Annotated in this window: 11 protein-coding genes; 7 read left to right on the top strand and 4 right to left on the bottom strand. The window is 60.7% G+C overall.

The genetic code is table 11. From position 1 onward, the window contains the following. Together gmd and AK821_RS10970 are read right to left on the bottom strand one after the other, a co-directional pair. Window positions 1-972, bottom strand: a complete 972-nt coding sequence (gene gmd, locus AK821_RS10975; protein ID WP_064389661.1) for a GDP-mannose 4,6-dehydratase — start codon at window positions 970-972, stop codon at window positions 1-3. Beyond that, entirely contained in the window at window positions 969-1,883 is a 915-nt protein-coding gene (locus AK821_RS10970; protein ID WP_064389660.1) for a GDP-mannose 4,6-dehydratase, read from the bottom strand. Before AK821_RS10970 ends, gmd begins: the two co-directional genes overlap by 4 nt. 426 nt (window positions 1,884-2,309) lie before the next feature. Here AK821_RS10970 and AK821_RS10965 point away from each other — a divergent pair, with 426 nt between their 5' ends. The 6 genes from AK821_RS10965 to AK821_RS10940 all read left to right on the top strand — a co-directional run bounded on the left by AK821_RS10965 (window position 2,310) and on the right by AK821_RS10940 (window position 10,609). Further along, entirely contained in the window at window positions 2,310-3,887 is a 1,578-nt protein-coding gene (locus AK821_RS10965) for a glycosyltransferase (RefSeq protein ID WP_064389659.1), read from the top strand. Next, on the top strand, window positions 3,881-5,182 hold the full coding sequence (locus AK821_RS10960) for a glycosyltransferase (RefSeq protein ID WP_064389658.1): 1,302 nt from the start codon (window positions 3,881-3,883) through the stop codon (window positions 5,180-5,182). Before AK821_RS10965 ends, AK821_RS10960 begins: the two co-directional genes overlap by 7 nt. Beyond that, window positions 5,179-6,333 (top strand): acyltransferase family protein, encoded by a 1,155-nt coding sequence (locus tag AK821_RS10955; RefSeq protein WP_064389657.1) that lies wholly within the window; start codon window positions 5,179-5,181, stop codon window positions 6,331-6,333. Before AK821_RS10960 ends, AK821_RS10955 begins: the two co-directional genes overlap by 4 nt. Then, window positions 6,327-7,163, top strand: coding sequence for a class I SAM-dependent methyltransferase (locus AK821_RS10950; protein ID WP_064389656.1), 837 nt, complete (start codon window positions 6,327-6,329; stop codon window positions 7,161-7,163). Before AK821_RS10955 ends, AK821_RS10950 begins: the two co-directional genes overlap by 7 nt. Window positions 7,164-7,299: 136 nt before the next feature. Next, window positions 7,300-8,484, top strand: coding sequence for a DUF3142 domain-containing protein (locus AK821_RS10945; RefSeq protein WP_064389655.1), 1,185 nt, complete (start codon window positions 7,300-7,302; stop codon window positions 8,482-8,484). After that, entirely contained in the window at window positions 8,471-10,609 is a 2,139-nt protein-coding gene (locus tag AK821_RS10940) for a hypothetical protein (RefSeq protein WP_064389654.1), read from the top strand. The genes AK821_RS10945 and AK821_RS10940 overlap by 14 nt, the downstream gene beginning before the upstream one ends. Here the strand turns inward: AK821_RS10940 and AK821_RS10935 are convergent. After that, complete coding sequence (locus AK821_RS10935) at window positions 10,606-11,235, bottom strand: LysE family translocator (protein WP_064389653.1); 630 nt, start codon at window positions 11,233-11,235, stop codon at window positions 10,606-10,608. The genes AK821_RS10940 and AK821_RS10935 overlap by 4 nt on opposite strands. A gap of 143 nt (window positions 11,236-11,378) precedes the next feature. Between AK821_RS10935 and AK821_RS10930 the strand changes: the two genes are divergently transcribed. After that, window positions 11,379-11,852 carry an Lrp/AsnC family transcriptional regulator gene (locus AK821_RS10930; RefSeq protein ID WP_053125245.1) on the top strand — a complete coding sequence of 158 codons (474 nt, stop codon included), beginning with the start codon at window positions 11,379-11,381 and terminating at the stop codon, window positions 11,850-11,852. Between the two features lie 85 nt (window positions 11,853-11,937). Here the strand turns inward: AK821_RS10930 and lpdA are convergent, their stop codons facing one another. Continuing rightward, window positions 11,938-13,338 carry a dihydrolipoyl dehydrogenase gene (gene lpdA / locus AK821_RS10925; RefSeq protein ID WP_064389652.1) on the bottom strand — a complete coding sequence of 467 codons (1,401 nt, stop codon included), beginning with the start codon at window positions 13,336-13,338 and terminating at the stop codon, window positions 11,938-11,940. Between the last annotated feature and the right edge of the window lie 211 nt (window positions 13,339-13,549).

Raw genomic sequence — 13,549 nt, 5'->3', positions numbered from 1 at the left:
CTACTCCTTGGCGACGCGTTTCATGTCCGCATCCATCATCATGCGGATCAAGGTATCCAGGTCGGTTTTCGGCTTCCAGCCCAGCACGCGTTGTGCCTTGGCCGGATTGCCGAGCAGCACTTCGACTTCGGCCGGGCGGAAAAACGCCGGGTCGATCTTCACGTAGTCGCGGTAGTTCAGGCCGACGTGATCAAAGGCGATGCGACACATTTCGCGCACCGTGGTGGTGACACCGGTAGCGACGACAAAATCGTCAGGCTTGTCCTGCTGCAGCATCAGCCACATGGCCTCGACGTAATCGCCGGCAAAGCCCCAGTCGCGCTTGGCGTCGATGTTGCCCAAGGCCAGTTCGTGCTGTTTGCCCTGCTTGATGCGGGCGGCGGCGTCGGTGACCTTGCGGGTGACGAATTCGATGCCGCGCAGTGGCGATTCGTGGTTGAAAAGAATGCCGCTGCTGGCGTGCAGGTTGAAGCTTTCGCGGTAGTTGACGGTGATCCAGTGGCCGTACAGCTTGGCCACGCCATAGGGGCTGCGCGGATAGAACGGCGTGTTCTCGTCCTGTTGCTCGGCCTGGATCAGGCCAAACATTTCGCTGGTCGAGGCCTGATAGAAGCGTGTGTGCGGGCTGAACTGACGGATCGCTTCGAGCAGATGGGTAACCCCCAGACCGTCGACGATGCCGGTGGTCACCGGTTGATCCCAGGAAGCTGCGACGAAACTTTGCGCGGCGAGGTTATACACCTCGGCCGGCGCCGACTTGATGACCGCGCGCTGCACCGAGCAGGCATCGGCCATGTCACCGTCGAGGTAGACGATGTCGGCTTCGACGCCCATCTCGCGCAGGCGCCAGCGCGAATCGCTGCTGCGCCGTGCGACCAGACCATGAACCTTGTAGCCCTTGTCGAGCAGCAACTTGGCCAGATACGCGCCGTCCTGGCCGGTGATCCCTGTGATCAGTGCACTTTTTGTCATTCTTGTCGTACTCGCATCTCCCAGTCGGACAGGATCGCCCGCAGGGATTGTTGTGTGGTGATTTCTGGCGCCCATCCTGTGGTTTTCGCCAGTCTTGCGTGGCTGCCGCAAACGCGGCGCTGATCGGCGCGACGCATGCGCGCTGGATCCTGAACCAGTTGCATCTCGACCTCGGCCAGATCGCCCAGCTGTTCGATCAGGCTGCGGATGCTTTGCTCGCGCCCCGAGCAAATGTTGTAGACCTGCCCCGGCGTGCCTTTTTCCAGCAGCGCGAAGTACGCCGACACGACATCGCCAACATCGAGGAAGTCGCGTGTCACGTCGATGTCGCCGACTTCCAGTTGCGGCGCTTGCAGACCTTGCTTGATCCGGCTGATCTGGCGGGCAGCGCTGGCAATGACAAAACTGTCTTTCTGCCCGGTACCGATGTGATTGAACGGCCGCGCGACCAGCACTGGCCAGCCTTCGCTCAGGCCCCATTGCAGGCTGAGAAACTCCGCGGACAGTTTGCTCACCGCGTAAGGGTTGCGCGGGCAGGGCGGTTGTTGTTCGGTGATCGGCAAGGCGTTTTCGCCGACCTGACCGTAGACATCGCCGGAGCTGACGTACAGGAAGGTGCCCTGAAAGCCGCGAGCTTTGAGCGCCTGCAGCAGATTGAGGGTGCCGAGCAGATTGATTTCGAGGGTGCCCGCCGGGTCACGAAAGGCTTGCGGGACAAATGTTTGCCCGGCCAGATGAATGACGGCGTCGGGCAGTTGCGGCCACAGGTCGATGAGGCTGTCCGGATCTGTCAGGTCGTAGGGCGCAGCGGCAGGCAGCAGCTCCCACGACGAATCAGGCAATGCCAGACGAGACTGAATATGTTGTCCCACGAATCCACTGAGACCCGTGACGAACAGACGCTTTTTCAAACAGCGACCCCTTGGTCTTGAACTTGCGCCACTTTCCCACAGGCTTTAAGGGGATGTCTGTCAGACCGGTAGAAAAACCGATGGGACGACGGGCGAAGTCATTGTTGTAGTTGTTTGGTTGCCAATCTGTGCCAATTGCGCGGCAATTTCAACAGGTCCAACCGTGACCGGTCAGTTCTCGTCAGCGTAGCCCGATTTATTCTCGCCGGATGGTTCACGAATCCTCAACGGATGTGTTTAGAATGCCCCTCGTCGCGACAATCCCGGGGTTGATTCCGGGGTCGTGATGCAGGGTGAAACCGACCACTAAAACAAGAACGAAGACGTGCTCCATGACCTAGGGCGAGAGCGGCACTGCCGACTTGATCCGAGGCTTGGCCGTCATAGCATGAAGGTGCCAGGACGGCAGTTTCATCGTGGGATGCCATGAATTTCATTCTCTACTCGGACATTAACGACAGCTCCATCAGCCAAAGCCTGGGGCGTCCGGAATACAGCTATTACTTCGTGCTCAAGGCGTATCGTCCGGTGCTGGAAAGCCTTGGGCGCGTGCATGTGGTGGCATCCACCGCCGAAGTCGATACGCTCTATCAACAACTGCTCGCCGCCGGCGAAGACAGTGTCTTCCTGTCGTTCACCCCGCCGCAGAAAACCCCGGTCGATCTGCAGTGCCCGACGATTTGCGTGGTGGCGTGGGAGTTCGATTCGATCCCCAATGAGCAGTGGGACAACGATCCGCGTCAGGACTGGACGCAGATGCTTGCGCGCCAAGGCCGGGTGATCACCCTGTCCAGCCACACCGCGCGCGCCATTCGCCGGGCCATGGGCGAAGACTTTCCGGTGTTGGTGCTACCGACGCCGCTGTGGGAAAACTTCGCGGCAATCCGTCGGCAGCATGTGCCTGTGCCGGTCAATCCGGGCGCCACGCTGGCCATCAAGGGCTGCATTTTCGATACACGCACGCTGGGCCTGTCAGCCGATGCGCTGATCCCGACGCCGCTGACCGCTGAAGAAGAGGCCGCGCTGGCCGCCGAACTCGAAGCCGCGCGCCCGCCACCGCTGACGTTCAAGCGACGTCTGGTGATTGCCCGGCATTACCTGCGCCTGTGGGCGCTGGACCTGGGCCGTGAGCAGGCAGAGCCGGTACCGCGAGTAAAGTTTCTGCAAAACTGGTACTGGGAAGGCCTTCGCGATCTGTTTCCAGACAATCTTCACGGCTGGCTCGAACAACGTCTGCCGGCCATTTGCGGTCCACAACCGCTGCCAATCATCGAGCCGTCACCGCTGGATCTGCCGGACACCACGTCGGTGGTCGAAACCCGGGTCGACGGTGTGGTCTACGTCACCGTGTTCAATCCCAAGGATGGCCGCAAGAACTGGCACCAACTGATCACCGCGTTCTGCTGGGCGTTTCGTGAAACGCCCGATGCGACACTGGTGCTGAAAATCACCCAGAACGATCTGGCGTCCTACTACAGCGAATTGATGACCTTGCTCGCGCAACTCACGCCGTTCGCCTGCCGTGTGGTGGTCATGCACGGTTACCTCGACGATGCGCAGTACGCCGGGCTCTACCAGGCCGCGAGTTTCTACGTGAATGCTTCGCGCTGTGAAGGGTTGTGTCTGCCGTTGATGGAATTCATGTCCAGCGGCAAACCGGTGATCGCACCGGATCACACGGCGATGGAGGATTACATCGATGATGCGGTGGCGTTCGTGGTCGGCTCCAGCGAGGAGCTGACCATCTGGCCGCAGGACACGCGGATCATTTACCGCACCCTGCGTTACCGCCCGGACTGGGGTTCGCTGAAAAACGCCTACGAGCAGAGCTACCGGGTGGCCAAGGCACAGCCGCAGGATTACCAGCGGATGTCGGCCGCCGCCGTACAGCGAATGCACGATTACTGCGCCTTTGCCCCGGTGCAAAAGCGCATGGCGGATTTTTTCGGGCTGGCACCGAACACTACAGACGCCGCGCCAGTGACGGACAACGCCTCATGCTGATCATCATTCATTCGGAAACCAACCAGCACACCATCGTGCAGAATCTCGGGCGTTCAGAGTACAGCTATTACTTCGTGCTCAAGGAATACCGGCCGGTGCTCGAACGCCTCGGGCGGGTGGTGGAGGTCGTTGATCCACAGCGCGAGGTCGATGCGCTGTACCTGGAATGCCTGAGCCGGGGCGAGCCTTGTGTGTTCCTGTCGTTCTCGCCACCGCATCGCACTCCGGTGCATCTGGCGTGTCCGACGTTGCCGGTGTTTGCCTGGGAATTCAGCACCATCCCTAACGAAGCGTTTGCCGGTGAACCGCGCAATGACTGGCGTGCCGTGCTGCGCGCCTGTGGCGCGGCGATCACCCATTCCAGCTACACGGTCAACGCGGTGCGTGAGGCGATGGACGCCGACTACCCGATCGTCGCCGTACCTGCGCCGGTGTGGGATCGCTTCGCCGCACGGGGGGCGCAGTTGCAGGGGCAAGTGCCGAGCGAGTCGTTTCGCCTGAAGATCAAGGGGCTGGTTGCTGACAGTCGGACCCTCGACCTGAATGCATTCGGACCCAAGCATTTACGCCGTGGCAAAGGTATCGATTTCGCCGCGCCGATCACCGAACAGGAGCTGCTGCTCGACGGCGTGGTGTACACCTCGGTGTTCAACCCCGGCGATGGGCGCAAGAACTGGGAAGACATGCTCAGTGCTTTCTGCGTGAGTTTTCGCGATGTCGAAGACGCCACGCTGGTGCTCAAGCTCACCCATCACGATGCCGAAGAAGCCCTCGGCGACATCCTCCATCACTTGTACAAGAACCAGTCCTATCGCTGCCGCATCGTGCTGATCTACGGCTATCTCGCCGACCCCGATTACGAGCGCCTGGTGCAAGCGACCCGCTACGTGGTGAACACCTCCTATGGCGAAGGCCAGTGCCTGCCGTTGATGGAGTTCATGTCCTGCGGCAAACCGGCGGTGGCGCCACGTACTACGGCGATGATCGATTACCTGAGCGCCGATAATGCGTTCCTGATCGAATCCACCGACGAACTCACAGCCTGGCCGCACGACCCGCGCAAAGCCTTCCGTACCTTGCGTTATGTGACCAACTGGGCGTCGTTGTGCCAGGCCTATCAGGCCAGTTACGAGGTGGCGAAAAATCTCCCGGCGCGTTATGCACAGATGTCGGCGCAAGCGGTCAGCAGCCTGCAAGGATTCTGCAGTCAGGCGGTGGCCGAGCAGCGTTTGCAGGCGTTCTTCGCGCAGATGTTCGAACTCAACGCGACCCTCGTGGAAACCCCGCGAGCATGAACAGCAAGAGGATCATGGACATCGAAGTCCTGCGCGCCATTGCGGTGCTGGGCGTGCTGTTCCATCACCTGCAGGGCAGCCTGTTCACCGATCCGGTGCCCTTGCTGGAAAAAATCCACGGCTGGGCGCAGCCGTGGTGGGGCGTCGATCTGTTTTTCGCCATCTCCGGGTTTATCATTGCCCGCAGCCTGATTCCGGCGCTGCAAGGTTGCACTACGCGCCAGGAGTATTGGCAACAGACGCGCAATTTCTGGCTGCGCCGGGCCTTTCGTCTGTTGCCGTCCGCCTGGTTATGGCTGGCGCTGATGTTGCTGGCGTGCCTGTTCGTCAATCGTTCCGGGGCGTTCGGTACGCTGTCCGCCAACCTGCAAGCGACACTGGCGGGGGTCTTTCAGTACGCCAACTTCCGCTTTTCCGACAGCTTCTTTCACTACGAATATGGCAGCAGTTTCGTCTATTGGAGTCTGTCGCTGGAGGAGCAGTTTTACCTGCTGTTCCCGCTGCTGATCGTGCTGTGCCGCAAGCATCTGGTCTGGGCTTTGCTGGCGCTGGTCGCGGTGCAGTTGTTCACCGTGCGCACGCCGCTGTTGATGGTGGTGCGCACCGATGCACTGGCGCTCGGCGTCTTGCTTGCCATGTGGAGCGCGCAGCCGAGCTATCAGCGCTGGCAACCGACGTTCTTGCGTCGACCGTGGGCCGGGATTTCGGCGTTGATCGTGATTGGAGCGTTGTTGAGCTTCATGGCCACTGACCGTTTCACCTTCGCTAACTACCGCATCGGTTCGATCGCTGTCCTCAGCGCGCTGTTGGTATGGATCGCGTCATACAACCGCGATTATCTGATGCCCGTCGCTGGCGTTCAGCGTGTACTGGCCTGGATTGGCAGTCGTTCCTACGGCATCTACCTGATCCATATTCCGGCCTATCAACTGGTACGCGAACTGATCTTCCGCCTGCAAACCGCCGGTCTGCCGAGCCCGGCCGGGCACCCGATCATCACGCTGTTGCTGGCGTTCGGTCTGATCGTGCTGCTCAGTGAACTGAATTACCGCTTCATCGAAATGCCCATGCGCAATCGCGGCGCCGCGCTGGTCAAACGCCTCGGTACTTCGCGAACCGCCGTCCCATCCTCTGGAGCCACCTCATGCTGAGCCTTTTGAAGAAACTCACGGCGGGCACGCCTGCACCGGCCCCCGCGCAGCCTGTCGCGACTGCCGAGAAGACCGATCCGTACATGCTCGGCCTGCACGATGCGATGCTCAGCGGCTGGTTCAATCAGGAAACCGGCGAGCTGTTCAAAGGCTTCCCGGTGACTGCCGATGACACGCTGCTCGACGTCGGCTGTGGCGACGGCGGCAACGTGCATTTCTGCGGCATGCGCGGGGCGAAGATCATCATCGCTGACATCGATGCAGCCAAGGTCGAAGCGACCCGCCAGCGGCTCAGTGACACGCCGGCGCGGGATGTCGAATGCCATGTCACCGACTGTAATCCGCTGCCGATTGCCGATGCCACAGCCACGCGTGTGGTCTCCACCGAGGTCATCGAGCACGTCGACGATCCGGCGCAGTTTCTCGCGGAGCTGGTGCGCGTGGGCAAACCCGGTGCGCTGTATTTACTGAGCGTGCCGCACCCAAGTTCCGAAGACCTGCAGAAAGACATCGCCGCCGCCGAGTATTTCCAGAAACCCAACCACATTCGCATCATCAGCGAAGAGCAGTTCAAGGCGATGGTCAGCGAGGCGGGGCTGGAGATCATCAGCCACAGCCAATACGGTTTTTACTGGTCGATGTGGATGTTGCTGTTCTGGGAAGCCAAGGTCGATTTCAGCAACCCGGATCATCCTTTGCTCAATCACTGGGCCGACACCTGGCAAGCGGTGCTGAACTCGCCGCGTGGCGCGCAGATCAAGCAGGCGCTGGATGCGGTGGTTGCGAAAAGCCAGGTGATCATCGCGCGTAAACCTGCGACAGCTCTGTAGGAGCTGCGGCACGCTGCGATCTTTTGGTCTTGATTCTATAAACAAGATCAAACGATCGCAGCCTCGTTTCACTCGACAGCTCCTACGGGGTTTTTGTGTAACCTTGCAGCCTGGTGGTGTCAGGGGTTGGGAAGGTATGCGCTTTATTGTCGGGCTGCTTTTGGGATTGTTGCTTTCGGGTTGCGAGCAGCACGACGCGCCACCCCTCGACCAACAACTCTACATCTGGCAACGCCAATGGATGCCGGCCCATGAGGCCGCATTGCGCGACAGCCATGCTGACTTCTCGACACTGCGCGTGCTCGCGCTGCAAGCCTTCCCGAATGCCGGATGGAGCAGGGCGCTGATAGACGCACCGCTATTGAAAGCCGATGGCCGTCCGCTGATTGCGGTGATCCGTCTCGACGGCCAGCTCAAGTCGCTGGATCAGGATCAACTCACCACGCACATCCTTCAACTGCTCGCCGATTGGCAGGCCCTGGGTCTGACGCTGAGTGGCGTCGAAATCGATCACGATGCCGGTAACGCCCGTTTGCCGGATTACGCCGAATTCCTCAAACATCTGCGCTCGGCATTGCCGACGACCCTGCCACTGAGCATCACTGCACTGCCGGCCTGGCTCGACAGTGCGCAACTGCCTGCACTTCTGCAAACCGTCGACAGCAGCGTGCTGCAAGTCCACGCCGTCAGCGATCCGCGCCGGGGCCTGTTTGATCCTGATCAGGCGTTGAAGTGGGCCAAGGCCTGGGCGCGAATCACCGATAAACCGTTTTATCTCGCGCTGCCGGCCTACGGTGTGGCGCTGTTGCCGGATGACGGGGGGGCGCCGCTGGTGGAAAGCGAAGTGCAGCTCGAGCGCGGTGGCGAGCGTCGGGAGCTGCTCGCCGATCCCCTGCAATTGCGGCAACTGGGCAAGACCTTGCGAAACGAGCCGCCAGCGCATCTGGCCGGGTTGATCTGGTTTCGCCTGCCGCTGGCCAATGATCGTCGCGCCTGGAGCCTGACCACGTTGCGCGCCGTGGCACGGGGCGAACAATTGGTCAGCCGGCTCGGCGTGACATTCAGCGAACACAACGGTCTCTACGACATCAAACTCGACAACCCCGGTAACCTCGACAGTGCCTGGCCGGCGAAAATAACGTTGAAGGCGAAAAGCTGTGAAGGCGCCGATGCGCTCGCCGGTTATGCATTGCAACAAGGCCCGGATCTGCTTACCTTCACCCGCCTGCGCGACGGCCGCTTGCCAGCGGGCGGACAACGCGCCATCGGTTGGGCGCGCTGTGCACATATTGATCAAGGAGGTTCGCATGTTGACCCGTAACTGGCCCCGCCATCTGCTCTGTCTGAGCCTCTGCGTGCCGCTGGGGTCGGCGCTGGCCTGCGGCCCCGACTTCCCGATGCGCCTGCTCGACAATCGCGGGCAAACCCTGGCCGATCTGCCGGAGGGCAACTTCAATTTCGAACTCAGTCGCCTCGGCAAAGCCATTGCCGGGCTGAAGAACGTTACGGCTGCGACGCACAATCCCAACGATATGTACGGCGAAGAAAACGAAGCTGCCGAGGCGCGGGAGAAAGCCGAACAGCTGGGTTTGAGCGCCGAGCAGCAAGTGCTGGTCAAGCAACTGCGCGGGCTGACCGATGCGCATCAGGTCGAGGTGCAGGGCGCGAGCCTGCCGGCGGAAATCCGTTTGTACGTGGCCGGCGCAGTCGCGTTTGCCACGGGCAATCATCAACTCGCCGTCGAATATTTCAACAAGCTGCTGGCGCTGCCGGCTGATCAGCGTCCGCTTCGCAGCACCTGGGCTGCGTATTCTCTCGGGCGTACGTTGTTCGCCATGAGCAGCGAGGCCGGAGATAAGGTGGTTGCGCTGGAGCGATCGCGTGATGCGTTCCGTCAGGCCCGGCAACTGAGCATCGACGGTTTCAGCGATCCGCTGGAATTGGGCGTCGCCAGTCTCGGCGAAGAAGCGCGGGTGGTGCGCGCTGCGGGCGACTGGAACGGCGCCATCGAATTGTATGAAGCGCAGAATCTGCACGGTTCCGCCGTGGGTTACACCTCGCTCAAGCAATTGATGAATGAACTGGCGGAATTGCCCGAGGCCGAACTGGCCGAATTGCTTCAGCACAAATCGGTGCAGCAACTGGTCACGGCGTCCTTGGTCAGTCGCCAGGGCTGGTCGTTTGGCGACGAACCGCCGAACGAAAAGAAACTGGTGAAGCTGCTGCAAAACAGCACCCGTGGCAGCCTGGAAAATGCTGATCGTCTGGCGGCGATGAGTTATCAACAGGGCGATTACGTGGGCGCCAAGGCCTTCCTCGAAAACGCCGGCGACGGCGGACTCGCGTGGTGGCTGCGAGCGAAACTGGCGGTGCGTGACGGCGATAAAAATGGCGCTGCTGCTGCCTACTCGAAAGCCGCGCAAGCCTTCCCGCAGAAAGAAGATTGGGGTTATCGCCGCACTCCGGACTGGGCCTACGAGAGCCTGCAGCCGAAATGCCGGGTCGAAGGTGAAAGCGCGATTCTCGCCCTGCAGCGCGGCGAATACCTGCAAGCGTTCGTGCAGCTGTATCGCAGCAACAGCACTTACTGGTTCGATGCAGCGACGGTGGCCGAGCGCGTGTTGACCGTCGATGAGCTGAAAAAATACGTCGACGATAACGTGCCGGCGCCACCTGCGCTGACTCAGCAGGAGCGCGATAACTACGTGCCGTTGCCCGTCGCTGCCAGCTTGCGCAATTTGCTCGGTCGGCGCTTGCTGCGCGAAGGGCATTACGCCGATGCGGTCGGCTATTTCGATAATCCAGACCTGCAAAACAAGGCTCGGCTTTACGGTCAGCAACGCTTGAAAGCCGACTCGGCGTGGTGGCCGACCAAACGCGCCGGTGCGCTGTATAACGCGGCGTGGACGGCGCGGGAGTGGGGCATGGACATTCTCGGTTACGAGATGGCGCCGGACTACGCCACGTTTGGTGGCAACTATTCACTGGAAGGCGCCGAGCTGAAAGTCGGCCCGCTGGTTTCTGAGTCCGAAGTAAAACGTCAGCAGGCCAGCGAAGCGAAACCGGATCAGCGTTATCACTATCGTTTTGTCACCACCGAACTCGCCAGTCGCGCCGCCGACAATCTGCCGCACACCAGTCAGGCGTTTGCCGCCGTGCTGTGCAACGCAGCGGGCTGGAACAGCAGCCTGGAAGATCAAAGTGCGCTGTATCAGCGTTACGTCAAGGAAGGCCCGTTCGTGCCGTGGGCGGTGGATTTCGGTAATCAATGCCCGTATCCGGATTTCGAAAACGCCGATAAGCGCTACGTCACCCAGGTCACCGATGCCGCGCGCTCCTCGCTACGGCCGTACAAGTGGCCAGTGCAGATCGGCGCGATGGTGTTGGTCAGCGCTGCTACGTTGCTATTGATCACGCGTCGCCAGCGCAAGGCCCGTAAAGGCTAAGCCTGCTGGACGAAGGTCAGGCGCACCGCAAAGCCGATCAACAGGCTGCCGAACAGCCATTGTTGAACCCGTTGCGCCGTTGGACTGTGTTGCAGCCAACGGCCCAGCGCTGCACCGGTCAAGGCGTAAGCGCAATCGAACAACAGACCGATGCCGACCAGCAGAGCGCCGAGCATGGCAAACTGGCTCAGCACCGGTGCGCCGTTGGCGACGATGAACTGTGGCAGCAGCACCGAGCAGAACAGCAGGGCTTTGGGGTTGAGAAGGTTGGTCAGCAAACCGCGACGGATCGCTTCGCGCCATTGGTCATGGGTATCGGCGACATCGGCTGTGGTCAGGTCCGGCAACAGTGTGCTGCGCAGGCATTGAATGCCGATCCACAGCAGGTACGCCGCCCCTGCCAGCCGCACCACTTCGAACGTCCACGGCGCTGCTTTGAACAACGCCGCCAACCCCAACGCCGCTAACGCCACATGACAACCCCGGGCAACCGCCAGCCCTATCGCGGTGGCCAATGCCGCACCGCGGCCCTGACGCGCACCGGTTTGCAGGAGCAGGATCATGTCTGGGCCGGGCAGCAGAAAAACCACCGCCAATGCCAGGAAAAACAGCCAGAGACTCGCCACGGGTCAGTCCTTTCGTTGTCGATTCGGTAGGGCCAGTCTAGGGCTGAAGGGTAGGGCAGGTGCTTGCGTAGTCGGCTTCAAAAGCTGTTGGATTTGGCATAACCTGCTGGTTTTCCGCACGATACTATCGAGATCTGCCAACCATGAAACTGGACGCCTTCGACCGCAAAATCCTCGCCGCCCTGCAACGGGACGGGCGCCTGAGCAACGTCGAACTGGCGGATGAAATCGGCTTGTCGGCTTCACCGTGTTTGCGCCGGGTGCGGATGCTGGAAGAGGCGGGGGTGATTCGCGGCTATCAGGCCAATCTGGATCGTGACGAAGTCGGTTTGGGGCTGACGGTGTTTGTCGGGGTCAAGGTCGAGCGCCACAACGATGAACAGGCCGAGGCTTTTTACGCAGCGGTGACGGCATTGCCGGAGGTGATTTCAGCGTTTCTGGTGTCGGGTGAATCGGATTTTCTGCTGCAAGTGGTGGTGCCGGATTTGCGCGCGTATGACCGCTTTCTCAGTGGCTGCCTGTTGAAGTTGCCGGGGGTGAGCGACATTCGCAGCAACTTTGCGATTCATACGGTGAAGACGCCGGGGGCGTTGCCGCTCGGACATCTTCCGGCCTGACAAGCAAAGATCGCAGCCTTCGGCAGCTCCTACAGGGGGGCGCATTCCATGTAGGAGCCGCCGAAGGCTGCAATCTTTTGATTTTCTACATCTGCGTCGCCATCCCCTCGACATTCATCGCCGCCTGGCGCAACGCTTCCGAGCGTGTCGGATGCGGGTGGCACGTCAGCGCAATGTCCTCCGCCGACGCACTGAACTCCATCGCCACACAATATTCGCCAATCATTTCACTCACGCTCGGTCCCACAAGATGCACGCCGAGTACTTCATCCGTGCGCTCGTCGGCGAGGACTTTGGCAAAGCCCTCGGTTTCATGGTTGATCTTCGCCCGGCTGTTGGCGGTGAACGGAAACTTGCCGACCTTATACGCGCGGCCCTCGGCCTTGAGCTGCTCTTCGGTTTTACCAACGCTGGCCAATTCCGGTTTGGTATAGATGACGTTGGGGATCAGGTCGTAATTGACCTCGCCGGCCTTGCCGTGGATCTGCTCGACGCAGGCCATCGCTTCATCTTCCGCCTTGTGCGCAAGCATTGGCCCGGACGTCACATCGCCGATCACCCAGACGCCAGCGGCTTCGGTGCGATGCTGTTTGTTGGCAAGCATCCCGCGCTTGTCGGTGCTCAAGCCAACGTTCTCCAGGCCCAAGCCTTGGGTGTACGGGCGACGACCGATGGCCACCAGCACGTAATCCGCTTCGATCAGTTCAGCAGTTCCGCCTGCTGCGGGCTCGACGCTGAGCTGCACGCCGTTGGCCGAAGCTGTTGCGCTGGTGACTTTCGAACTCAACCTGAAGGCGATGCCCTGTTTGCTCAGCGAGCGTTGCAGGGTTTTGCCTGCCTCGCCATCGACGCCGGGGCAGATGCGGTCAAGGTATTCGACCACGGTCACCTGCGCGCCGAGGCGGCGCCATACCGAACCCAACTCCAGGCCGATCACGCCGGCACCGATCACCACCAGATGCTTGGGCACCTCACTCAGCGACAGCGCGCCGGTGGAGTCGAGGATGCGTTGGTTGTCGATCTCGACGCCGGGCAGAGGAGTGGGCTCGGAGCCAGTGGCGATGATGATGTCTTTGGCGGTCAGCTCGACTTTGCTGCCTTGAGCGTCAGTGACCGTGACTTTGCCCGGCCCATCGATGTGGCCCCAGCCCTTGATCCAGTCGACCTTGTTCTTGCGAAAGAGAAACTCGATGCCTTTGGTCAGGCCGCTCACGCTCTCGTCTTTCTGTTTCATCATTTGCGCGAGGTTCAGCGTCGGTTTGACCTCGATGCCGAGGTTGGCGAACTCTGCACCCATGGCCGCGTCGTACAGCTCTGACGCATGCAACAGGGCTTTGGACGGCATGCAACCGACGTTCAGGCAGGTGCCGCCGAGGGTCGCCCGGCCTTCCACGCAGGCGGCCTTGAGGCCCAACTGGCCGGCGCGAATCGCCGCGTTATAACCACCGGGACCGCCGCCCAGAATCACTACGTCATAGTTGCTCATGCGCTTGCTCCTGATTGATGGATGCGGATCGCTAAAAGTAGCTGTCGATAAAAATTACGAACGTAATATGTGCGCTCCCGGACATTTCGGTCAAGGCTTCAGGCAAGCGACAGGTTGCGCGTCTTTGAATACGCGTAATTGTGTACGAATATTTCACGCTTTTCGTTATATCGTAACGCTATGCACAGCGAGCTAAAGACATTGGGGTGAT

The organism is Pseudomonas sp. RIT-PI-r (assembly GCF_001297015.1).
In the GTDB taxonomy this organism is placed as follows: Bacteria; Pseudomonadota; Gammaproteobacteria; order Pseudomonadales; family Pseudomonadaceae; genus Aquipseudomonas.
Note: the sequence above shows the minus strand (reverse complement) of the source record. Positions and strands in the feature narration are given on the sequence as shown.